Here is a 24,095-nt window from a genome sequence, read left to right as displayed (position 1 = left end):
CAGGGAATCAGGAATAGGGAACAGAAAATAGGTCAGAATTTTACTAACCACCAATCACCAATCTTTAATTTGACATTAAAACAGCGATTAGAAAATCATTTACAAGAGATAGCACGAGAACGCGATCCCTATATGGCAACTGCGGGACATTTTTTTGTTCAAGAATACATTCGCCAACAATTTGCCCAATGGGGAAGTGTGGAAATCCACACCTTTCAAGTAGGGACTAAAAGCTGCAAAAACTTGATTTTAAATTTACCCGCTTCAGCAAAAAAGCAAAAGTTAGATTTACCACCCATTTTAATCGGCGCTCACTATGATGGTGTACCTGGTACAGTAGCTGCTGATGATAACGCTACAGGTGTGGCTGTTTTATTAGAATTTGCTAGAAATTTTGCCGCTGAACCTATTAAATATCCGTTGCGGCTAGTGGCTTTTGATATGGAAGAATATGGATTACTGGGAAGTGCTGATTATGCAGCTTTGTTGCGCGAACAAGGGCAAAGTTTACGCTTGATGATGTCTTTGGAAATGTTAGGGTATCGAGATTCTACCCCTGGTTCCCAAAGCTACCCATCTCCTTTAGGACTGATTTACCCCAATCGTGGTGATTTTATTGGGTTAATTGGTAATTGGCGGACTTTGGCGGATTTAATGAATTTAAGTCGCAGTATTCGCCAAACGGGTGTCCCTAGTCAATGGCTACCAGCACCGAATCGCGGTTTAATGGTTCCTCAAACTCGACTTAGTGATCATGCCCCTTTTTGGGATCAGGGTTATCCAGCAATGATGGTGACAGATACTGCATTTATGCGAAATCCAAATTATCACAAACCAAGTGATATTATTGCTAGTCTAGATTTAGATTTTCTCACTGGTGTATGTGAGGGTTTAGAAATGGGTATTAGGCGGTTGTAAAGTTTTTTAATATCTCAAATAAGAATATCCGACTCTTGCAAAAAGTCGGGAATTTCAAGCATTAAATGGGATTAATACTCTCTTTTCAGGATAAGATTATCTATCTATTTCTTCTTTATTCCTTTTTATATGCATTTAATAACCACTTTTATTCATTATCACTTACCTTACCATAGTTAATTTAAATAACATAAATCTCATGCTCTCTGATAAATTCAAATCTATTTTACAACTCATTGCTACAAAATTCATTGATTTAGTTTGTATTATTTTCAACTTACCTACTATTAGGCAATTACAAGCACAACTTCAACAACAGAAGTTAGAAATACAAAAAAAAGAAGAAAAAGAGAAAGCACTATATAGAGTCATCAATAAAATTCGTGCATCTTTAGATATAGAATCAATTTTTAGAACCACTACCAAAGAAACCTGTAAATTACTTGGAGTAGAAAGGATTGCAGTTTATCGCTTTCATGAAGATTGGGGTGGAGAATTTGTGAATGATTTTGAGTTTGTTGAACCAGGGATTGATACTATTCAAATGATAGGGGAAAATACTGTTTGGAATGATTCCTATCTTCAACAACATCAAGGTGGCAGATATCGTAATAATGAAACTATTTATGTCGCCGATATATACACAGCGAATTTATCCCAATGTCATATAGAAATTTTAGAGCAGTTTCAGATTCGAGACTATGCTACTGCACCAATTTTTGTTCGTCAACAATTGTGGGGAGTACTATCAGCATATCAGCATTCTCAATATTATAATTGGAAAAAATCAGATATTCAGTTTTTAGCTCAAGTTGCTTCACAACTAGGTTTTGCTGTTCAGCAAGCAGAAATGTTGATAGCAATGGAGCAAAAAATTATCGAATTAAATCAAGCTAATCAAAGACAACAAATTTTATTTGATTTAGTTGTCAAAATACGTGAATCGCTAGATATGGAAGTTTTATTCAAAACAACAGTGCGTGAAATTCGTAAAGTCCTGCAAGTAGATCGTGTTGGTATTTTTAAATTTGATCCAGAATCTAACTACTATTCTGGAGAATTTATTTCTGAAAATGTTTTACCTATGTACGATTCTGCAATTGCTGTAAAAATCGAAGATCATTGTTTTAGTAATAACTATGCCATACTTTATCAACAAGGACGTTATCGAGTTGTCCCCAATATTTATGAAATTGAATTAGAAGAATGTCATTTGCAAATACTAGAACAATTTCAAATCAAAGCTCAAATTATATTCCCTCTGACTAAAGGAGATGAACTCTGGGGACTTTTATGTGTTCATCAATGTAGTGCAGCACGCTCTTGGACAGATGTAGAAGTTCAATTTATCAAACAGTTAGCGACTCAATTTAGTGTAGCTTTACAACACTCAGAACTATTAGAAAGTACTAAAATTCAAGCTAAAAAATTGGCTGATATCAATCAGTCTTTAGAAAAAGCTAATTCTAGTTTAGAACAATTGAGTAATATAGATTCTTTAACTAAAATTGCCAATCGTCGTCGCTTTGATGAATATCTGGCTATAGAGTGGCAACGACACCTGCGAGAACAACAATTTATGACTTTGATTTTTATTGATATTGACTATTTTAAACGCTATAACGACTACTATGGACATCAAGGGGGAGATGAATGTTTGATCCAAGTGGCACAAGCCATTGCTCTAATTCCACAACGATCTATAGACTTAGTTGCGCGTTATGGTGGTGAGGAGTTTGCAGCAATTTTGCCCAATACTAACATAGAAGGGGGGTTGATAATTGCAGAGGCTATCAAAAATGCGATCGCTTCCCTGGCTATCACTCATCCTAAGTCAGAAGTGAGCAATTATGTTACTTTAAGTTTAGGTGTAGCTAGTATGATTCCTAATGTAGAAACCACTCCAGAGAGTTTAATTGCTTATGCAGATGAGGCACTTTATACAGCAAAAAGAGAGGGACGAAATCGAGCAACTCCTGCTGTGGGTAAATTTATCGCCAGTTGAAAAATTTATTTTTAATCTATTTTAATCTATCGTTTGTGTACAGTCAGGAGACAAAAGGGAATAAAGCTTGATTGATGAGATTTTTAACTTTTCTCATTGGATAGTTATTTTTGCCATGCTGTACTAGGTTTTAAACTCGTTAAATCATAAATGTTACGTTTCATTGTCGTACAAATATTATCCAAAGGTAAATCATTGGCATCATAACCAAAGGGATTTTCTATTTCTAACCCTATGGCTTCAATACCCAATAAAGTAAAACTAACTAAAGCAGAAATAAACCCTGTCCACCAACCAAGACTCTCTACTATTTGAAATGGTAATAACAGGCAATATATTAATAATAATTGCTTGAGATGAATAGCATAGGCTAGGGGAATTGGCGTTTTTAAAATGCGTTCACAAGAACCTAAATTATCAACTAAGATATTTAATAGTTGTTGCAGAGAGTTTAATTGGTAGCTATTTAAGCAATTTCGGTTATATTGCTGTTGTAAGTAATCGCTAATCCAGAAAGCTATTTCTAGAGGAGGATTATTCATTAGTTTCAGCTTGATATATCGAGATGTTGGCATTAATTCTTCTAGTTCATTATCTATAGGTTCGCTTCGTAAATGCAATTTAGTCGATACGGCAAAAGCTACTAATAAATTTAAAGTGTCAATTTTATGATCTTTATCTTCTACCGAAATTTCATCAACAGATACCCAAATTTGCCGTGCTAAATTTCGGACTGTATTGACTATAGAACCCCAGAGTTTTCTGCCTTCCCAAAACCTTTCATAAGCTGTATTTGTACGAAAAACTAGTAATAAACCTAAAACAATGCTGGGAACTACACTCCCTAAAATAGGTTGAGAAACTGGTACTTTAAAATAGTGAAGTACCGATACTGAAACACCAAATATCCCGCACCCAATAACTCGTAGATAAACTGATGTAATTACAGAACCTTTAATCTGTAAAGCAATTTTAAACCATTGCAATCTTTTGTTTGCCATGTAGTTTTCCTCAATAAATTCAGATGTTTGGTAAATCTACAATTTAAACTATCTAAGTATAGATATTAACCTTATTTGACGTATAAAAATTTAAGCATGACTAGTATATATCATGAAAATAATATATATAACAAACTACATTAGTGCAAGTTTGAGCGCTAAATTCTAAATCGAGTATTACAATAGTTCAATTTCAAGGTATATTTACTTATGATAAGTTTAGTATCTATGAGTTTAAGTAATTATTAGCTTGATCAAGGATATATTCATAATGCCTAAAAATTAAGCCTTCACGAGCTTGATTTTTTACCATATGCGCCTGTAAATCAATTTGTACAGTGCCTGATTGCCATATTATTTGCAAATAATTCTTTTGTTGGCATTGCAAAAGTTAGCCGTGCATCTATATTATCAGATATGATAAGCTATTTGTCCGTTTGCACACTCTGCTGTTATATATGTCCAAAACCTACACCGTAGAAATTAACCACCAAGGCAAAATACATACTTTGCAAGTTCCTGAAAATGAAACTATCCTATCGGCAGCTTCAGCTACTGGTTTGGACTTGCCGACTTCTTGTGGTGCAGGGGTTTGCACAACTTGCGCTGCTTTGATTACGCAAGGAAGTGTAGATCAAGCTGACGGGATGGGTGTGAGTCTAGAATTGCAAAAACAAGGTTATGCACTGCTTTGTGTGGCTAAACCTCTTTCTGATTTAAAAATTGAGACAGAAAAAGAAGATATAGTTTATCAAAAGCAATTTGGTAAAGACTAGTACGGCAGGGCAGAATTAAAAATTAAAAAAGCAAATTAAACAAGCTTTTCAGTAATTTTTAATGGTTGATTTACCCCATTGTGTACTAGTAAACTGGGTAGTTGATAATGGATAATGAGTCATAGCTTTTTCTTTTCCGCAATCACTGATTACCAAGTTAGCAAAAAATAGCTCTATTCTAGAAATAACAAATACATAGGTTTTCCCATCATGACTACCCATTTTATTACTGCCGAAATCGACCTCCAAGAAACTCCTACAGAATTGCAACAAGTCATTGAAGCCGAATTGAAAAAACAAGGTGAACCCTTACGTTGGGCTATTACTTCTGTAAATGAAGAACAGCAAAAAGCTACTGTGGAAGCTGTTGTGACTACAGGTAGTAATAAGTAATAAGTTAGATGATTGTGGCGATTTATAATCGCCTGATCTAATAATTATGCAACGTCCATATACAGCAATTTTAATTATACCCACAGGCATTGGGGCAGCGATTGGCGGCTATGCTGGTGACGCATTACCAGTAGCTAAAGTTATATCACAGGTGTGCGATCGCTTGATAACTCATCCCAATGTCATGAATGGCGCTAGTTTATACTGGAATATTCCCAACGCTTTCTATGTTGAAGGTTATGGACTAGATAAATTTGCTGCTGGGGAATGGGGTTTGCGTCCTGTTCACCGTAACAGAGTAGGTTTACTTTTAGACCAAGGCATTGAACCTGAATTAATGCTGAGACACTTGCAAGCCGCAGATGCAGCTAGAGCCACCTTGGGGTTAACTATTACAAATCATGTAATTACAGATGCACCATTAAATGTAGAATTACGTACTTCTGCTTCTGGTGCAAGCTGGGGAACAATTGGCAACCCAGACAGCTTACTGCGGGCAGCGGAGATATTGATTAAAAAAGAACGAGCAGATGCGATCGCAGTTGTTGCCCGTTTTCCCGATAACATAGATGAAGAAGCAGCCCAAAACTATCGACATGGTCATGGTGTAGACCCTCTAGCCGGCGCAGAAGCAGTAATTAGCCATTTATTAGTCCGCACCTTTCAAATTCCCTGCGCCCATGCTCCCGCCCTTGCACCAGCCTCTCCAGACCCCAATTTATCCCCCCGTTCCGCTGCTGAAGAATTAGGTTATACCTTTCTACCTTGCGTCCTTGTCGGTTTAAGTAGCGCTCCCCAATTTATCGTCAAAAGAGAAGTTATTAATTCTTTACCAGCAGATATTTGGGCAGATCAAGTTGATGCTGTTATAGTACCTGCGAATGCTTGCGGTGGCAGCGCTCTACTGAGCTTAAGCCAAAAACAATGCCAAATAATTACCATTGCAGAAAATAAAACTTTGATCCAAGTTCCTGCCTCAATCTTGGGAATCAAATCTATCAGGGTAAACTCATATTTAGAGGCAGTAGGTGTATTAGTCGCTCACAAAGCTGGTATCAATCCATCTGCTATCAGTTATTAGAAACCCATTACCAATTACCTAAATACCTGTGGTTGAACAAAAAAACCAAGAGCCAGAAATTTCCTACCTCACACGTACCCAAGTACTTGTAGCTATGGGCGCGACTGCCATTATTTTGTGGATAGTCGCCAAGCTGTGGTTGCGCTTTGGCAACATTCCCCTATTTAAGTTGTACTGGCATCCAAGAGATTTATTTTTGGGAATAGGGTTAAGTTTAATTATAACTGTTTTAAGTAGTTTAGCTTATCGCTTTTCTCCTCCCTACCGTAAAAGTGCAGATTATTACCTGAAACTCGTACTCAAGCCTTTAGCTTTACCAGATTTGATCTGGCTAGGGTTATTACCAGGTTTAAGTGAAGAATTATTATTTCGCGGTGTCATGCTACCAGCTTTAGGCGCTAATCATGTAGCCGTCATCGTCTCCAGTCTTTGTTTTGGAGTTTTACACCTAAGTGGTTCCGAACAATGGCCTTATGTGATTTGGGCAACGATTATCGGGATTATTTTGGGGTATAGCGCCCTATTCAGCGGTAATTTGTTAGTACCAATTGTGGCGCATATACTGACAAATTTGCTATCTAGCTATATGTGGAAAATGCGTAATTTATAAGAAAAAAGGCTGAAAAACCTTGAAGTTAAGTTTTTACACTTAACCGTCCTTTAGGCAAGGGAGGACAGCCAGTTGAAGCGTTTACGCCTCAGTCATTTTAAGTACCTGGACAGAATTAATTACACAATGTCATTGCGAATGGAACGAAGTGGAATGACGCAATCGCAGGGGCTGGGATTGCTTCGCTTCGCTCGCAATGACTGTAAATATTTTTGTCCAATTACTTAACTATTCTCTCTGTTGAGCAATATAGAGAAAGGTAAAAACCAAAGACGAAAAGCAAGACAAAAATATGCTCGAAAACTTAGACCGGGGAGTGTCAATTAAGGTTTTGATTTATATGGCTATAGCTTGCGTGACGACGTAGGAGTTATACGCTACGCTATCAGCAAACCCTAAGTACTAACAAAAAAATTAAACCCAGAACTTGTTTTCAGGTTCTGGATTTAACCAATAAACTGCTCACACTTCCCGATCTAGTTTGTAAAACGCTTATAAACTTGCTTTTTTCTTAGAAATCGTCAAGATATTGGCTCAAGCGACTAATCACAGGGTCAATCTCTTGCGGAGCGGTATCGGGAGTAGAAGCAGAATTGTTAACTACTTCTACCGTTGGTACTGATGAAGTTGGAGGTTGAGTAGATGCTCCTTGACTAAGGATAATAGCCAGTTGTGCAACTTGTTGAGTAAGTTGTAATATCTGGCTTTCCATCGCCTCCAAACGATTGGACTCCTTAGCAAAAAAACGTTCCTCAAGGCCAGCTAATTGACGTTGCAACTCACCGATTTGTTGTTCCATCGGCAGTGCTGCTGTATTCGGAGCAGGTCGTACAGATTCCGGTACACATAAAGCTTGCCATAGTGCTTCTTTGCAGAGGTCGCTGAAAGTCTTTTCGGGCTGTGCCTCCAAGTAACTTTCCACCTGTGCTAACAAGCTCTCATCAGCAATTTCTGGATTGAATGTTACCGATTTAACTACCTTTTTTGACCATTGGAACATCAGTTTTATTACCTAGCAGCGCGAACAGCAGATAACTGTGCTTCTCCATAAATAAACTGCCCTAAAGCATTAGCTTGGCGGGAGGGTGCAGCTAAATGGGCGCTAATTTTGGCTTCTTTGAGCAGACGTTGTACATCTTCCCAGAAGAACTCACCACCACCACCTGTGATAATCACATCAGTTACTCGTTCTGGCAACCAGGCTAATACGCGAGAGCAAATTTCCCGTGAGAACTGCTCTGTAAGGTTAGGGAGAAAATCGTCTAAATTGGTAGGTTTGCTGGCACCTTTGGGACGGTAAAAGCGATCGCCCTTTGGTTTGTTAACAGCAGAAATCAGCGCTAGGGATTGACTATCAGCCCCTTCTATTTCTTTAGCCACCATTTCATAGAACTTGCTCATTCCGAAGTCTTCACTCTTAGAAGCACCTCTAGCAAAGCGGAAGTTATCCACCATTAGCAAGTCAATAGTTTGATGTCCAATATCAACTATCCCCACTGATACCTTTGTCAAATCAGGAATCGAAGTTCCTTTATTTGGTTGCCCTTCAGACCACAGCAGGCTACCATAGCCTTCTGGCATCACCCAAACTTTAGTGACGTTCAGCTGAACAGTTTCCCCACGAAAATTCATGATATGGGGTCCGCTAATCAAACTTGTTAATTGAGCTTTTTCCCGTTCAAATTGCTCTAGAGAAAGGAAAGGCAAACCAACAATCACAGAAATATCGTCTTTAAGCTTAAAGTAACCAGCAGCAGCCAGAACTTTAGCCATTGCATCCTCGACCTTAGATTGGCCAACTCCTAAATTGGCTCCAAAGTCTGCTGCTATTTGACCAACAGCATATCCATTACCTTGATATTCCAGCCATAAATCCATCAAAGGATCTGTTGCTTTAGACTCAAATACCCCACCTCGTATTTGTTCTATTGACATCTGCTTGACATTGGCAGGGATAAAAGCCACATTTTCTGGTTCGCGGCTCACACAAGTTTTGGTAGAGGTTCTACCTAAATCAACACTGAGAATGTTTTTCCCCGAAATACTGATTGGCTTATTAGTATTATTTATAGGGGTTGCAGCTACTCTATTCATTGGTATAGCAGCGGCATTCATCGGGTTAGCTACGGGAGGTTGGTCTGTCATGGAAGCTCCTATGTGGTTACTTAACTGTAAAAAATTATCATGCCCATCTTACAAAAAGGCGAAGTCGGAAAAAATTCCTACTTGGGTCAAGTGTAGCTAGAAATACGTCAAAATAATTGTACGTGATACCTGCGGTGGGCTTTCCTAGGTTACGCTACGCGAACGCCAATGCGAATTTAGCATTATTTTGGCATTATAGTGTAAGAGAAATTTGCACATTTTTAACTTCTACTTTCACCCCAATACTTACACAGGTTTATCTTCTAGTACTTTTGCCCTGGCGCTTGAATATCCAAACGAAGAATACCAGCACCAGACCCCCTAAAACAATTTTAGATACAGGCGCGAGGTACTTGTCTACAAGTTCATATTGACTACCTAAAAAATATCCTGAATATGTGAGCAAGCCTACCCAGGCAGCACTACCAAGAGTTGTGTAAAATAAGAAGGAAGGCAAAGGCATATTGCTCATACCTGCGGGAACGGAAATTAAGGTACGGATTCCCGGCACAAGACGACCTATTAATACTGCTTTATTACCTTGTTTGTTGAACCAGCTTTTAGCCTTATCAATATCTTCGCTAGATATAGCCAGCCATTTACCGTACTTGTTAGCTAAAGTTTTCAAGCGTCGTTCTCCCAAAAACTTACCTGGATAGTACCAGATCAGTGCGCCAAGTACAGAACCCAAAAGTCCTGATAAAAATACGCCTAATATATTTAGTTTTGCTCCTCCTGGTTGATAGGGACTGGCTGTAAATCCTGCCAGTGGCATAATCAATTCAGAAGGTATGGGGGGAAAAAGGTTCTCTAGGAACATTAGGAAAGCAATTCCCAAATATCCGAGGGAGTTGATCGTGTTAGTGATCCATTCGAGCATAGAGAATGGGTAATCAGTATTAGGTAATGGGTAAAATAGGCGATAGGTGATAGGTGATGGGGCAGTTATTCCCCGCACCCTATCACCTGCTCTCCCATTTTCTAGGCAGTTGGGGTTAATGATTGTACTCTTGATTCAGATTGCCAGTCTAATGGGTTCCAAACCCGTTCTTCTAAAGCCATCTGCTCGATTAAACTGGCTAATCTTAAAGCTTTGAGAGCTTGTTCACCACCCACTGAAGGCTGATTACCGCCATGCACACAGTTGACAAAATGTTCTAACTCTGCGCTTAGAGGTTGAACGTTACTGGTATAGACTTTTTCTATTAAACCATCTTGCTTGTAAAGTACTTGCCGATGGTCGGTGAGAGGGTTGATATTAGTTTGGCGATGAATCAAAATTTCGTTCTTGAGGAAATCTGCTTCGGTAAATGAGTTTTTGCAATGGGCGACAATGCGGCGAATTTTGCGGTGAGTAACTTTACTAGCTGTCAGAGTAGCGACGACACCATTAGCAAAACCCAAGGTAGCAGTCACATAATCTAAATAACCAGAATCTAAAGAGCGAGTACCATTGGCTGTTAATTTCACCACGGGAGAACCAGCTAATTCTAAAAGCAGGTCAATGTCATGAATCATTAAATCCAGTACTACTGACACATCATTTGCTCTAGCTGAATAAGGACTCATCCGGTGAGCTTCTAACGCTAGTACTTCCTCAGTTTTCAAGACTTGGCTGAGTTCCCTAAATGCTGGATTGAAACGCTCAATGTGACCTACTTGCAAAATACATTGAGATTCAGCAGCAGCGTTGACGAGAGATTCTGCTTCAGAAATACTTGCAGCGATTGGTTTCTCAATCAAAACATGAATTCCAGCTAACAGGCAGTTGATGCCAACAGCATAATGTAAGCGAGTGGGTACAGCAATACAAACTGCATCTATATGGGGTAGCAAATCGCAGTAATCTTCAAAAAAACGGACTTTGTATTTGCTGGCGGTTTCTAAGCCTCGCTCAACATTAATATCGGAAACGCCTATCAGTTCAACATCTTTCATTGAACTCAGTACGCGGGTGTGATGTTGTCCCATGTTACCCACTCCAATCACGCCTATGCGGATTGCTCGTGGCTGGTTGCGCTGTGAATATAGATTTGGTTCTGCCACTGACATGCTATTTTGCACTATTATTTTCTCCTCAACCACCAAATTTAAAGACGCTACGGTCGTTGGCCTTTATACTTAAGCGCCAGGTGCGATCCGTCTAAAACCATCCAGATGGTAACATAGTGGTTCTATTTATGAAGAATTTCAAAGTTTGTGATCGGTTCCCACTATTTGGCTACCTTTTGGATAGATAGTTATTAATTGCGCCATTCTTTATAGAATAGACTCAAAAAACTATGTGTTGTTTTGTTGACTTTACAAGCTCCGTCAGACCTAAGTAAAAATTCACAGGTGACGGTTAGGCAATCAATTACTGGAATAAGTACTTAATTTTATCCGTAGCAAATTAATCACGCGTATTGCTAGTCAAATTACAAACAATTAAATAACTAACGCTGCAAGTATAATCTTCAGCAAGGTTGTTGCGTCAGACTAAGGGAAATTAATTTTTTTTCATATTTATTTTTTTAGGTTTGTTGCATTTTGTTGATTGTCTCACCTTTTGGAAGAAATTGGTGTTAGTGATTTTCTAAGTTCTGAGTCCTGAGTTCTGAGTTCGTTGATTGGTGGCATCTGGTTTGGATGTAATTTAACAAACAATGGGTAAACTTAAATTGTGAACTGAGATGAAAGCTGTAATTTTGTTGTCTGGGGGATTAGATTCTTCTACAGTTCTCTACCAAGCAAGGGCTGATGGTTGTGAATGTTATGCTATTTCCTTTGATTACCAGCAACGACACCAACGAGAGCTAGAGTCAGCTTTACTGATTGCTGAAGCGGTTGGGGTTGTAAAACATCAGGTGGTAAATTTTGATTTAAGGCAATGGGGTGGTTCGGCGCTAACGGATCATGCGATCGCTCTCCCTGAGGAACGTTCTCTAGATGAGATGTCACAAAATATCCCTGTAACCTACGTCCCTGCCCGTAATACCATCTTTTTAAGCTTTGCTTTGGCCTATGCTGAAGCGATCGCCGCGCAACGGGTATATATTGGCGTGAATGCTTTAGATTACTCTGGTTATCCTGATTGCCGTCCTGATTATATCCAAGCTATGCAAGAAGTCTTCCGCTTGGGAACCAAACAAGGACTCGAAGGACAACCAATTAATATTGTGGCACCATTAATTAACTTGAAAAAAACCGAAATTATCCAACTAGGCAACCAGTTGGGAGTTCCTTGGGAGCTAACTTGGTCTTGCTATGCTGGTGGTGATGTTGCTTGTGGTGTCTGTGACTCCTGCCGTTTGCGTTTAGCAGCCTTCGCTGAATTGGGATTAAAAGATTTAGTTCCCTATGCAAAGTATTGAGTACCGAGTATTGAGTACCGAGTATTGAGTATTGAGTATTAAACCGCTAAAAGTCGGATTTGAATTTGGTTGAGGCGTGGTCCGATAACTGACATGATGGTGAATTCAAGATTTTCATAAAAGAGGGTTTCGCCTTTATCTGGGATTTTTTGCAGTTGATAGAGCAGAAAGCCGCCCAAGGTCTGATATTCTCGTGTTAAGGGTAAATTGAGATGTAATACTTCGTTAAGTTCTTCTAGATTGATCTGGGCTTGCACTAAAAATGTCTGCGGATCTGACATTTGAACTAACAGGTAATCGTTACTTTCCGGTTCACCTGCATTACCAATAATTTCTGCAATGACATCTTGAATTGTCACCAGTCCTACAGTACCGCCAAACTCATTGACAACAATTACCATAGCTGGTTTTTCTTGCTGCATCATGGGCAGTAGTTCGCTCAACAAAGTTTGTTCTGGGACAAAGCGGGGCGATCGCATCCAAGGTAGAATTTGTGTATCTAAAGCCAGCTTTCCAGTCGCTAATGGTTTTGCTAAATCTTGAAAATAAACAATACCGCGAATGTCATCTAGAGATTCGCCAATAATGGGAAAGCGGCAATGACCACTAGATATCATTTCCTGAAGTAGGGTGTGAAAAGTTGCGTCTTCTGCTAAGGCTATAAGATTGGTACGGGGAATCATCACATCTTCAGCTGTGATTTCCCCAAACTCAAAAACATTATTGAGCAATTCTCGCTCTGATAGCTCTAAACCAGTTGATTCTCGTTCTGTTGATATAATTAATTGCAATTCTTCAGGAGTAACTGGTGGTCTCCAGCTTTGTCCTGTATATTGAATGCCGAATAATCGCAACAGATAGCGGGTTGATTGGTTGAGAATCCAAATTACAGGGCTGAAAAAACGTACTATCGCTTTGACTGAAGACCCCAAAAACCTGGCCAGCCTTTCTGAATACAGCATAGCCACCGATTTGGGAAATAATTCCCCGAAAACAATTTGCAAATAGGCAATTAAAAAGAAGGTAATTGGAACTGATAAAGAATGAGCCAGGAAGTTACTCAAATTGATGGGTAAAGGCCAGGATTTTAACCATATCTCCATCAGTACAACAATCGTGCTTTCTCCAATCCAACCTAGCGCCAAACTAGAGAGGGTAATACCTACCTGAGCCGTAGATAAAAGCCTGTCAATACTACGTTGTAGCATTTCGACAGCGATCGCTGGAATATCCCCAGCCTGAACTAATTGGTGAATACGTGTGCGCCGTACAGTCACCATCGAAAATTCCGCCATGACAAAAAAAGCATTAATCGCTATCAGCAGTAGCACTGACAACAACCTCAACCCTACATCTGTCCAAATTAACTGAGGAAAACCACTCACGGTTAAAGCTCGTGTAAAACTTACGCCGATACTAAAACGCTAACAATAGCATTTCTATTTTTCTACAGGAATATCTGACACTTGTAATTTTAGTTTTTGAGCAGGATAATCTGTCAGTGCCAGCGAGATTTTGCTCACATCATCCAGTAAAGCTGTGGGAATGCTAATTGTACCTGTAAATGTTGGACCCTTAGTAGGCAATTCTGCGGGCAATCCTTCTGTAATAGCGCTTAGTGTTCTGCCTTTATCATCAGTGACATCTAAAAAACTATACAGGAACCTTACAGAATCAGCACCCTGGTTCTGCATTTTTACTTTTAGTAATAAATCACCACCAGAGTAGCGAGCCGATTGAACAGACAACGTGACACCCTCACTTTCAGCAACAACTGGAAATCCTGGTTGCAGTTTTTCTTCGGTCACTTCTTGGGGCGTTTCCTGGACTTCAGGCTTCTTGGTTTTTGTCTCATCTTCATCTTCATCTAGCTTTTTTGCTTTGCTCGCACTCGTATTCCCCTGAATCCGTGATTGAACACCTTTAAGAATCTCATCCTCTTTTAAAAGGCTTATTCCCACCTGTTGAGCATTATTGGTCTTACTGCTGGCAAATTTAGTTGCGGGACGACCATCTGGTGTAGTCACACCTTTAAGAGCAGAACTTCCCATAGTAAACCCCAAAAATGCACTCACAGAACCTGCACCCAACATTAGGGTTAACAAAATCAACGTCAAAACTACAGTGGAATTTATTTTCATCTCTGACAAGCTATTCCAGAAGAAATATAATTTATTTACAAGTGTTAAAGCGTTGAAGCTAAATCTTTGAGAGTAACTTCATCATTATTCTCGTAAAAAGTTTAAAATCGCCATTTTTTATAACTTTGTGATTAGAGTAATGTTTTATGTTCATACCCTAGAACCTGAGAAAATTTTAAACATTTTGCAAAGTTTGTAAAATCATGCTATACTAATAGACGTGCATTTGTCTAAAAGTCAAAAATAATTGACTCAAGCTCAAATAATAACAAAGAGTTAGCATTAAAGCTTAAGTAGACAAAACTAAAATCTAACACAACGAGCGCCCTTGGCCGATTGGGGAGGCAACGAACTCATAATTCGTCCTCAGGCTGGTTCGATTCCAGCAGGGCGCATTGAAAACTCATAAATTAAATAAGTTTATTATTAGGGGTTTAGCATTGCTAAAACCTGTGTAAATATTTATTTGCAATATCCAAAATTGGCGATTTACTTAGACTTCTCTCAAAGCCATATAATAGACCTCTTGCAAAATTATTTTATGCTAGAATGAGGCGTTTTGACCTGAATTTGCCCCGCCAATGGAATACGAACAAACAAAGCGACTGTCCAATCGAGAATTTAAACGTCTGGTTGGGGTACAACGACGCACATTTGATGAAATAGTCAATGTATTGCGAGATGCTGCAAGTCAAAGAAAAATACTCTTGTTGTTCTAAAAAGCTGTGTTTGGAAGACCAGGCATTGGTTTGTTTAACTTACTGGCGTGAATATCGAACTTATTTCCATATTGCCAGCGATTGGCAAGTGTCAGAATCAACGATTTGTCGTACTGTTCATTGGGTAGAAAATGTTTTAGTCACTTCCGGGAGGTTTCGCCTGGGAGGAAAAAAGTCATTATTGACACCAACACAAAAACCAAAAACAGTAGCAATGGATGTGACTGAAAGTCCGATAGAACGTCCTAAATATGGTCAGAAACGTTTTTTTAGCGGTAAACAAAAACGACATACACTCAAGTCTCAATTTGTAATTGACCTGGAAACGTTACAAATCATTTGTGTTGTGAATGGTTCAGGTCGTAGACATGATTTCAAGCTATTTATTCACAGCAAAGTCCGTTTTCATCCCGATACTGAGAGTCTAGAAGATAGTGGCTACCAAGGAATTGCTAAATTTCATGCCAATAGCCATTTACCAAGAAAGAAACCAAGAAACGGTAAATTGACTCAGGAAGATAAACAGTTTAATCGTGATTTAGCACGCCGCCGAGTTGCTGTTGAACACGTTAACCGCCGATTCAAAATCTTTCGGATTTTTAGCCAGCGATACCGCAATCGCAGAAAACGTTTTGAATTGCATTGTCACTTAATTGCGGGCATTTATAACTATGACATTCAGCCATGCTAGTTAACTTTTTGACCATTTGTTTAACCCTTTAACTTACCACAAAACTTTTCTGCAAGAGGTCTACTTGTCTAGACTGGGTGTAACAGATGTTCTGGTTTTGCACTTCTTCTTAAATCCTGTTGACATTACTTAGATACAACGGCTAAATGGGTTATATATTAACTTACATTGAGTTGTGTAACTTGAACATCCTCTCATAAGTACCACGACAGAATTAATTACATATTGGTTATTTACCAATTCTTTGCCAGTAAATGATTTCAGACCAGATTTTTGTGTAATTAATTTTGTCCAATTACTTATATCAACTAAATTCCCTTGTCAATAGGATTTGAGATGCGCTAACCCTGATGTATCTCTAGTTCTTTTTCTTATAACTATCCACAGCAGCACGCAAATTACCCTGATGTGCAGCTAAAAGTTGTTCACCGGCAATTTTATCTAAACCAGTCCACTGCATTAATAAAGCAAGTTTAACTTTTGTGCCACTGCGTTCTAGTAAAAAACCTGCTGCTTCTCGACTTAAACCGGTGAGGTCTTGTAAAATTCTTAAAGCGCGATCGCGTAATTTTTGATTTGTAACCGCAACATCAACCATGCGATTGCCATATACTTTACCCAATTTCACCATCACCCCGGTAGAAAGCATATTTAAAGCCAGTTTAGTAGCAGTCCCAGCTTTCAAACGAGTTGAACCGGCTAAGATTTCTGGGCCTGTTAACAAGCGAATGTCAATATCAGCATCAAAATAAACTTGTTCAGCAGGAACACAGGCAATAAAAACAGTCATAGCCCCCCGTTGACGAGCAGCTTTTAAAGCACCTTGAACATAGGGAGTCGTTCCCCCAGCGGTGATACCGACGACTACATCGAGTTGAGTAATTTGACGTTGTGCGATCGCACTTTCTCCGTCTTCAGCCAGGTCTTCTAAACCCTCAGAACTACGCAATAGCGCCCCAGCACCACCAGCAATAATGCCCTGTACCAACTCTGGAGGTGTGCAGAAAGTAGGTGGACACTCAGCCGCATCCAACACCCCTAATCGCCCACTAGTACCCGCTCCAATGTAAAATAAACGTCCACCCTGATGCAAACGCTCCGCCGTGCGTTCAATCGCCTCTGCCAACGCAACTTTAGCCGCAGCAACTGCTTCTACAGCTTTTTGGTCTTCGTTATTAAATAATTCCACCAATTCCAGAGAATTGAGTTGGTCTAAATTCAGACTATTGGGATTTACCTGTTCTGTCAGAAGATGCCCACGTTCCTGCAAGTTTGTCATTTTTTGTATGTCACTTGTAATTGGTCATTGGGAATAGGCAAAAAAAAGATAAATTGTCTTTCCTATTCCCTATTCCCTGTTCTCTATATCCCTGTTCGCAATGATTAATTACAATAACCCTTCGAGTTTGCGACGAATCCTCTCTAGCTCAGAATCAGGTATTTCCTGTTCTGTTTCAGCTACTGCACCCGGACGAAAGGAATCATCAGTATCCTGTGTTTCGTCTTCGAGTTGCCAATCAGTTTCTTCCACGTTTAATTCTGGGGGCATGATTAAATCGCCATTTTCTGGCACAACTTCCCAGTCAAACCCAGCACCTTCACAGAACTCCTTAATATCCTCCGCATCCATAACTTCAATTGTCGGTGTGGGGAAATCTTGAGCTTCTAACATTAAAGCAAAACGTGTGGCATCATCTTCAGACTCGAACATCATGATTTTGTTACGATTACCAACCCGAATCGAGTGAATTCCTTCATTATCAGTGCCAGCGTTAAAAATTAGTACAAAAACACGCATCATCCATCCTTTGAGTTAAGTTCTAATATATTTCTATTAAATCAGTGAACAGGTTATAGATAATAGGTTACAAGTAACTGGGGACACTGTTAACTGATCGCTGTAATATCAAGTTGGGATAATTACTTATAATAAACCTAGTCTATTTGATCAATACCTTTGCCAATTACCCATTATCGGCATAAACAGATATGATAAGTATTTTAACGAATATGATATGAGTGGCATATTTATTAGGACTCAAGCTGCGTGTCACACTCAATGTCTCTTGTAGAGTGTGTCAAACCTATAAATTGGTTAGTTTAAATATTGTGCTACTTATGAATAGGATTGTGCCAACTACATCCGGCAGTTAAAGACTCAAAACCAATGTCTAACTCTTCTAATCAAGATTTTCATACCCTAAGCAAGAGCCGTAAACGTTTATGGCTGATGATATTGAGTCGTGGTGGCATTGCGGTAGGAGCATTTTTGCTACTCTTAATTGTCGGCGGTGTTTGGCGGCTGAGGGATTTTATCCAAAAAGAGTTAGCACCATTGGCCGAAAAGAATCTTACCACTACTCTCAACCGTCCAGTCAGATTGGGACAAGTAAAAGAATTTTCCCTAACAGGAATACGGTTTGACGCTTCAGCTATCCCTGCAACACCCACAGATTCAGATCAGGCAACTATAGAAGCAGTAGATGTGGGTTTTGATCCCTGGCAGTTGGTTGTTAACCGCAATTTGAAACTAGATGTTACCTTAATTAACCCAGAGGTTTACATTCAACAGGATAGCCAAGAACGCTGGATTAGCACTACCATAGCCCCCGCAGGTAAAGAGGGGTTGATTAAAACGGATTTAGATAAACTGCGGTTTCGCAATGCCAAGTTGGTTTTAGTAGGACAGGAGAGAGTCGGAAACAGACGCAGCAGGAGGAATAGGAGGAATAGGAGGCAGGGAGTAGGGAGCAGGGAGCAGGGAGCAGGGAGTAGGCTTGCCGTGAGCGGAGCCGAACGGGAGCAGGGGAGAAATATCAATTTCCCAATCCCCAGTTCTCAATCGCCTCAATCCCCACCCAATCCTCAATCCCCAATACGCAAGCGCCGTCCCCCAGTTCCTGTAGTATTTTCAGGGTTGAATGGAACTGCCCAGCTTGTAGAGAATAACAAACTAATTAAGTTTGATTTAGCGGGAAAGGCAGAGAGTGGGGGAAATATTTACCTTCAGGGAGATATCCGCGCCCAAGCAACTTTAGAAGGTAAATTAAAGCTTAAAGCGCAAGATTTACTGGCCGCAGATATTACTCGGTTAATTAATTTACCACTGGGTTTACGAGCAGGTCGGGTAAATGGTGATTTGCAAATTCAGTTGATACCAGAGCAAGACACTTTGTTATATGGAAGTGCTGCTTTGCAAGGGGTAACGCTGGCAATACCAAGCGTACCGCAATTATTGAGCAATAGTCAGGGAAATCTCAAGTTTCAAGGATTGGCAATAGAGCTAGATAATGTAGTTAGCAACTATGGCAAAATTCCCGTCATGGCTACAGGTGTGATTGATAGGGAAAAAGGCTTTAAGTTGACAGGGCGTGTCAATGCGGTGAGTGTATCCAATGCCCTAGAAACTCTTGATGTTAAGTCACCTTTACCTGTGAGTGGGATAGTTAAGGCAGATTTACAGATATTGGGGGATATATCTGAGCCGGTGCTTTCTGGTACTGTTACCAATATTAAAACTGCCCAAATTGATAAAGTTGATTTTAAGAAGATTAGTAGTAAATTTGAGCTTTCTACTCGTGATTCGCTAATTACTTTTAAGGATATTCAAGGGGAAACCACATTAGGGGGTGATGTTACAGGTGGGGGAACAATCCAACTGGGTACCGCACCGCAACTAAATGTTAATTTTACTGCGAAGAATGTACCTGGGGATGCGATCGCTAAACTTTATGATCTCAAAACAAATTTATCCATCGGCACTGTCTCCGCTACAGCTAACCTCAGCGGTGCTACAAATAATGTCCAAACTCTAGTTAAATGGCAAGCACCCCAAGCTACCTATGCCGCTACTGGTGAAACTATTATCAACCCCGACCGCACTGTTTCTTTCCGTGATGTCGCTGTCAATATTAACGGTAACGTCGTCCGTGGTTATGGTAATTATAATAGTCAAAGTTGGCAAGCTGTAGCTGAAGCGAATGGTGTGAAGTTAACACCATTTCTCAAAGAAGAGCAATTGGAAAACATCTCTTTGGGGGAAGCAAAATTTAACGGTCGTTTACTGCTATCGGGAACTTCAGCGCCATTTAAATTGACTAATATTCGTCCAGAGGGCGCAGGTGTTGACATTGCTGGTGGAAGAATTGCTATTTCTCGTCTGCAACTACAAGACCAAAACTTTATTGCCGAATTAATAGCTCAAAATGTCCGTTTAGGGCAAATATTAAAACAATCTCCTCCAGTTTTAAATAACCCCTTGACAGCTAAATTTACCATCGCAGGTAATACCGAAAATTTCAATCTCAAAACCATTGGTGGTGTTGGTGAAGGTAGCTTGGCTGTTGGTAATGGCACAATTACCGCTAAAAATATTCAAGTTAGTAATGGTCGCTACAAGGCACAAGTTCAAGCTCAAAATGTGTCTTTGCAGAAATTAGCCGCAGTTCCACCAGAGTTACAAGGTACTTTAGCCGGTCAGTTGAATGTTGCCGGATCTGTTGAATCTTTCCAACCTCAAACTATTCAAGCTGTTGGTCAAGGACAATTAAATCTGGCAGGTGGAAAAGTTACAGCTAAAAATATTCAAGTAGCTAATGGTAATTATCAAGCTTTAGTTGCTGGTTCAGGTGTGCAATTAAATCGCCTCAATAAACAATTACAAGGTCAACTTGCTGGTGAATTACAAGTTGCTGGTATTTTGGGATCTGCTAAATTAGCTGATGTGCGTGCTGCCGGTTCGATGCAGTTTAGTAAAGGTATTGGGGCGATTAATTCACCTCTCAACGCAGCTTTTGCTTGGAATGGTCAACAACTGACTATCCCCCAAGCAAGAACACCAAATTTAAATGCCAGTGGTTATATTTTAGCCAATGGCAAAGAACCAGGTATACCAGAAATTACCCAATTAAATCTGAATGTGCAAGCGCAGAATTTCGACTTGCAACAGTTACCCTTTAAATTGCCTAATGCTGTAGATGTGTCCGGGAAATTAGATTTTAAAGGACAAATAACCGGGAAACTTACCGCACCAAATGTCGTCGGTGTGCTGGGTTTGCGAAATTTCAAAGTTCAAGAATTTGCCTTTGAGCCGCTGTTAACTGGTAACATCAATATGGTGCAGGGAGCAGGTTTGAGTTTAGATATTGCAGGTCAACGGGATAGACTAGCCGCTAAATTAAACGCCAGTAATCAACCTAATGCCTTTTTGGTGCAATGGCAACAAGCATCAGCCACAGGTCAAGTTAAAGATGATAATTGGCAGGTTAAAGTCAATAATTTCCCCTTAAAAGCCTTAAATTTAACTTTACCTAATAATACTTTTTTGGGTAATGGTGCATTAGCTGGCTTGTTAACTGGAGACTTGCAAGTTAATCAAAAAACATATGCTGCTAGAGGAAATATAGCGATCGCACAACCCCAAATTGGTAGAATCAAGGGCGATGCCTTCAGCACTCAATTTAGCTACAACAATGACACAGCCAGCCTCACAAGTAGCAAATTTACCAAAGGCCAAAGCAGCTACATCTTTGATGCTGCCGTTAAACAAACCGCCAAAGGCCCCCAACTGCAAGCAAAAATTAACATCAACCAAGGCAATATTCAAGATATCCTCACAGTTGCACAGGTATTTGAACTCCAAGACCTCCAACGGGGTTTAGCAGCACCAACCTACGGCACATCTGCGGATTTAGAAACCAACCCCCAAGGATTATCCAATCAACCTTTATTAAATCAAATTCAGCGTCTATCGGAAATTAATGCACTCCTGGCAGCACAAGAACAACAACGCCTAGATTCCAACCCCATACCCGATTTAACAGACTTTAAAGGTATTTTTGATGGAGAAATTGCTATCAATACCGCCACAGCCAACGGACTCGCAGTAGACTTTAACTTACGAGGAGAAAACTTTACTTGGGGTAGAGAAACCGAACCAAATCGTTTTTATAGTGCCGAAAAAGTAATTGCTGAAGGTAGTTTTGAAAAAGGTGTTTTGCGTTTACAACCTTTACGCATTATTATCTCTCGGAGAAGGCTGATTGCTTTCACAGGAAACATAGGTGGTGAAGAACAATCTGGTCAATTGCGAGTCAGAAATTTTCCAATCCAGGTATTAAATAACTTTGTCAAGCTACCAGTGGGAATAACAGGCAACCTCAACGCAACAGCAGCTTTAGCAGGTAGTATAGCCAACCCTCAAGCTAGAGGAGAATTAAACGTTTCAGAAGGAACTCTAAATCAGAAACAAGTCGAATCAGCTACTGCAAGTTTCAGTTATGCTAATGGTCGCTTAAACTTTGGCAGTCTGGTATCAGCAGCCGGGCCAGAACCCGTCAATATTAATGGTAGTATTCCCTATAAATTACCTTTTGCATCTGTAGAACCAGACAACAATCAAATTAATTTAGATATTAAAGTCAAAGATGAAGGTTTGGCACTGTTAAACTTGTTTACTAACCAAATCGCTTTCGAGAACGGTGAAGGAGAAATCGACCTCTCCATACGTGGAACAAGGCAACAGCCATTAGTTAAAGGCATCGCTGCTCTTAATAATGCCAGTTTTATAGCTCAAGCATTACCAGGTAAACTAACAAATGTTTCGGGAAAAGCAGAATTTGATTTTGATAAAGTATTAGTACAAAACCTTCAAGGTCAGTTTAGCAAAGGTAAAGTAGAAGCCGCCGGAGAAATTCCTATTTTCAACAGTCAAGATATCAAAATAGATAATCCCCTCACCGTTAACCTGGAAAAATTAGCATTAAATCTCAAAGGATTATATCAAGGTGGTGCTAGTGGCAATTTACAGATTACTGGATCTGTTTTACAACCAGCCATTGGCGGTAATATAGAATTATTTGATGGTCAAGTTTTATTAGCAGAATCTAAAACCGCTACATCCAACAGCCTTGCTAATTCATCAAATCCCACAGTTAATAATCAACTCAAAACAGATGCTGACGGGGTAACAAAGTTAAATGATTTAGAAATTAAACTTGGTAAAAATATTCAAATCGCTAGTCCACCTCTTTTCAACTTCCAAGCATCTGGAGACTTAAATGTTAGTGGCTTTTTAAATGACCCTATACCTGAAGGAGCTATCAGATTAACCAAAGGTGGGGTAAATTTGTTTACTACCCAATTTAACTTGACTCGTGGCTACAAACATACCGCAACTTTTAGGAAATCTCAACCCCGTGACCCTGACCTAGATATTAAACTCTTAGCCAAGATATTAGATGGAACTCAAACCAATGACCTCAGTAGACAAACTGCTTCCGGTTTAGCAGCTTTAGAAACTGTACGAGTTGAAGCCAATGTCAAAGGCCCCGCTAGTCAACTCAATGATAGTTTGGAACTGAAAAGCAGTCCCTCACGCTCAGAAACAGAAATCGTCGCTCTTTTAGGAGGTGGGTTTGTAGATACCCAAGGACGCGGTGATAGTACATTGGGTTTAATTAATATCGCTGGTTCGGCTGTTTTTAATAACTTTCAAGGTACATTTAACCAGATTGGTAGTGTTTTTGGTTTAAGTGAACTGCGGCTATTTCCAACAGTTATTTCTGATAGACCGGAAGCAGGTAAAAGCAACTCTTCTTTAGAATTAGCATTAGAAGCCGGAGTTGATATTTCTACCAAAATTTCCGTTTCTAGCATCAAAATTTTAACAGCCAGTGACCCCTTCCAGTGGGGTATTAATTATCGGATCAATGATGAGTTTCGTGTTCGTGCTTCTACCAATCTCACTGATGATAGTCGTGCAGTTATTGAGTTTGAAAGAAGATTTTAAAATAATTCGTAATGGGCTACGCCCCGCTACGCTAACGTAATTCGTAATTTAAAGACAATTGTCTGCTTATAGCTGCTGTATTATTTCTTAACAGCGCAACCTTCTAAAACTTTATTACCCAAAATAAAAACAGCAGAATATGGATAATTTATATCTGACATACCATCACTACAGCTACTCACTTTTTTCAGAATTAATATATTGTTTTCCCTATCTCTAAACCTGTAAACTCTAACTACATCCGTTGGCCTTCCTTCAGCTTTTAATGGTTTGGTATAGGGGAAAGTTTGCTGTTTCATTTCTGGAGAAGCATAAATAATTCCGCTTTTACCGACAGTCACACTCCAAAATGGTTCTGTACCGCTAGCAATAAATTCTTCAATTTTAGATGATTGAGCAATACTCGGATCAGATACTAATAAATTAGCACCAATTCCTAATATAGTAACGGCAGAAGTTAAAAATTTCATGAT

The 24,095-nt window shown here is 39.6% G+C and carries 19 protein-coding genes and 1 tRNA gene; 10 read left to right on the top strand and 10 right to left on the bottom strand.

Going from position 1 to position 24,095, the window contains the following annotated elements; all coding sequences use genetic code 11:
• Positions 1 to 69 precede the first annotated feature (69 nt).
• Positions 70 to 918 (top strand): M28 family peptidase, encoded by an 849-nt coding sequence (locus ACSQ6I_RS11825; protein WP_438890531.1) that lies wholly within the window; start codon positions 70 to 72, stop codon positions 916 to 918.
• 199 nt (positions 919 to 1,117) lie between these two features.
• Positions 1,118 to 2,923 (top strand): diguanylate cyclase domain-containing protein, encoded by a 1,806-nt coding sequence (locus tag ACSQ6I_RS11820; protein WP_438890530.1) that lies wholly within the window; start codon positions 1,118 to 1,120, stop codon positions 2,921 to 2,923.
• A 104-nt stretch (positions 2,924 to 3,027) separates the two neighbouring features.
• Here the strand turns inward: ACSQ6I_RS11820 and ACSQ6I_RS11815 are convergent, their stop codons facing one another.
• Positions 3,028 to 3,924: a bestrophin family protein gene (locus tag ACSQ6I_RS11815; RefSeq protein ID WP_438890529.1), complete on the bottom strand. Its 897-nt coding sequence runs from the start codon at positions 3,922 to 3,924 to the stop codon at positions 3,028 to 3,030.
• A 458-nt stretch (positions 3,925 to 4,382) separates the two neighbouring features.
• On the opposite strand from ACSQ6I_RS11815, the gene ACSQ6I_RS11810 reads away from it, so the two are divergent.
• The 4 genes from ACSQ6I_RS11810 to ACSQ6I_RS11795 all read left to right on the top strand — a co-directional run bounded on the left by ACSQ6I_RS11810 (position 4,383) and on the right by ACSQ6I_RS11795 (position 6,784).
• On the top strand, positions 4,383 to 4,700 hold the full coding sequence (locus ACSQ6I_RS11810; RefSeq protein WP_438890528.1) for a 2Fe-2S iron-sulfur cluster-binding protein: 318 nt from the start codon (positions 4,383 to 4,385) through the stop codon (positions 4,698 to 4,700).
• A gap of 210 nt (positions 4,701 to 4,910) precedes the next feature.
• Entirely contained in the window at positions 4,911 to 5,093 is a 183-nt protein-coding gene (locus tag ACSQ6I_RS11805) for a hypothetical protein (RefSeq protein WP_438890527.1), read from the top strand.
• A 46-nt stretch (positions 5,094 to 5,139) separates the two neighbouring features.
• Positions 5,140 to 6,174, top strand: a complete 1,035-nt coding sequence (locus ACSQ6I_RS11800; protein ID WP_438890526.1) for a DUF3326 domain-containing protein — start codon at positions 5,140 to 5,142, stop codon at positions 6,172 to 6,174.
• A 28-nt stretch (positions 6,175 to 6,202) separates the two neighbouring features.
• A complete protein-coding gene (locus ACSQ6I_RS11795; RefSeq protein WP_438890525.1) occupies positions 6,203 to 6,784 on the top strand; it encodes a lysostaphin resistance A-like protein in 582 nt (193 codons plus the stop codon).
• A gap of 511 nt (positions 6,785 to 7,295) precedes the next feature.
• On the opposite strand, the gene ACSQ6I_RS11790 is transcribed toward ACSQ6I_RS11795, so the two are convergent.
• The 4 genes from ACSQ6I_RS11790 to ACSQ6I_RS11775 all read right to left on the bottom strand — a co-directional run bounded on the left by ACSQ6I_RS11790 (position 7,296) and on the right by ACSQ6I_RS11775 (position 10,993).
• Complete coding sequence (locus ACSQ6I_RS11790; RefSeq protein WP_438890524.1) at positions 7,296 to 7,784, bottom strand: plasmid segregation centromere-binding protein ParR; 489 nt, start codon at positions 7,782 to 7,784, stop codon at positions 7,296 to 7,298.
• Between the two features lie 8 nt (positions 7,785 to 7,792).
• The gene (locus ACSQ6I_RS11785) at positions 7,793 to 8,929 is read right to left on the bottom strand and encodes a ParM/StbA family protein (protein ID WP_438890523.1); all 1,137 of its coding nucleotides are present in this window, start codon (positions 8,927 to 8,929) and stop codon (positions 7,793 to 7,795) included.
• Positions 8,930 to 9,185: 256 nt separating this feature from the next.
• On the bottom strand, positions 9,186 to 9,809 hold the full coding sequence (locus tag ACSQ6I_RS11780) for a DedA family protein (protein WP_438890686.1): 624 nt from the start codon (positions 9,807 to 9,809) through the stop codon (positions 9,186 to 9,188).
• A gap of 101 nt (positions 9,810 to 9,910) precedes the next feature.
• Positions 9,911 to 10,993, bottom strand: coding sequence for a Gfo/Idh/MocA family oxidoreductase (locus ACSQ6I_RS11775; protein WP_438890522.1), 1,083 nt, complete (start codon positions 10,991 to 10,993; stop codon positions 9,911 to 9,913).
• A gap of 608 nt (positions 10,994 to 11,601) precedes the next feature.
• Here ACSQ6I_RS11775 and queC point away from each other — a divergent pair.
• Entirely contained in the window at positions 11,602 to 12,282 is a 681-nt protein-coding gene (queC, locus tag ACSQ6I_RS11770; protein WP_438890521.1) for a 7-cyano-7-deazaguanine synthase QueC, read from the top strand.
• A gap of 38 nt (positions 12,283 to 12,320) precedes the next feature.
• Here queC and ACSQ6I_RS11765 read toward each other — a convergent pair whose 3' ends face one another.
• Together ACSQ6I_RS11765 and ACSQ6I_RS11760 are read right to left on the bottom strand one after the other, a co-directional pair.
• Positions 12,321 to 13,667, bottom strand: coding sequence for a hemolysin family protein (locus ACSQ6I_RS11765; protein ID WP_438890520.1), 1,347 nt, complete (start codon positions 13,665 to 13,667; stop codon positions 12,321 to 12,323).
• Positions 13,668 to 13,721: 54 nt separating this feature from the next.
• Positions 13,722 to 14,423 (bottom strand): hypothetical protein, encoded by a 702-nt coding sequence (locus ACSQ6I_RS11760; protein WP_438890519.1) that lies wholly within the window; start codon positions 14,421 to 14,423, stop codon positions 13,722 to 13,724.
• A 322-nt stretch (positions 14,424 to 14,745) separates the two neighbouring features.
• On the opposite strand from ACSQ6I_RS11760, the gene ACSQ6I_RS11755 reads away from it, so the two are divergent.
• Both ACSQ6I_RS11755 and ACSQ6I_RS11750 read left to right on the top strand, forming a co-directional pair.
• Positions 14,746 to 14,818 (top strand) — tRNA-Ile (locus ACSQ6I_RS11755).
• A 186-nt stretch (positions 14,819 to 15,004) separates the two neighbouring features.
• A protein-coding gene (locus tag ACSQ6I_RS11750) for an IS5 family transposase (RefSeq protein ID WP_438890518.1) occupies positions 15,005 to 15,833 on the top strand; the annotation gives its coding sequence in 2 pieces (ribosomal slippage) (positions 15,005 to 15,109 and positions 15,111 to 15,833; 828 coding nt in all).
• Positions 15,834 to 16,191: 358 nt separating this feature from the next.
• Here the strand turns inward: ACSQ6I_RS11750 and murQ are convergent.
• Both murQ and ACSQ6I_RS11740 read right to left on the bottom strand, forming a co-directional pair.
• Positions 16,192 to 17,112 (bottom strand): N-acetylmuramic acid 6-phosphate etherase, encoded by a 921-nt coding sequence (gene murQ / locus ACSQ6I_RS11745; RefSeq protein WP_438890517.1) that lies wholly within the window; start codon positions 17,110 to 17,112, stop codon positions 16,192 to 16,194.
• Between the two features lie 108 nt (positions 17,113 to 17,220).
• Positions 17,221 to 17,631, bottom strand: coding sequence for a DUF3110 domain-containing protein (locus ACSQ6I_RS11740; protein WP_323314256.1), 411 nt, complete (start codon positions 17,629 to 17,631; stop codon positions 17,221 to 17,223).
• Between the two features lie 369 nt (positions 17,632 to 18,000).
• Between ACSQ6I_RS11740 and ACSQ6I_RS11735 the strand changes: the two genes are divergently transcribed.
• Complete coding sequence (locus tag ACSQ6I_RS11735; protein ID WP_438890516.1) at positions 18,001 to 23,622, top strand: translocation/assembly module TamB domain-containing protein; 5,622 nt, start codon at positions 18,001 to 18,003, stop codon at positions 23,620 to 23,622.
• Between the two features lie 80 nt (positions 23,623 to 23,702).
• Here the strand turns inward: ACSQ6I_RS11735 and ACSQ6I_RS11730 are convergent, their stop codons facing one another.
• Positions 23,703 to 24,092 (bottom strand): COG3650 family protein, encoded by a 390-nt coding sequence (locus ACSQ6I_RS11730; protein ID WP_438890515.1) that lies wholly within the window; start codon positions 24,090 to 24,092, stop codon positions 23,703 to 23,705.
• Positions 24,093 to 24,095: the final 3 nt, after the last annotated feature.

This window comes from Anabaena sp. WFMT (genome assembly GCF_051781005.1).
Taxonomy (GTDB): Bacteria; Cyanobacteriota; Cyanobacteriia; order Cyanobacteriales; family Nostocaceae; genus Anabaena.
Note: the sequence above shows the minus strand (reverse complement) of the source record. Positions and strands in the feature narration are given on the sequence as shown.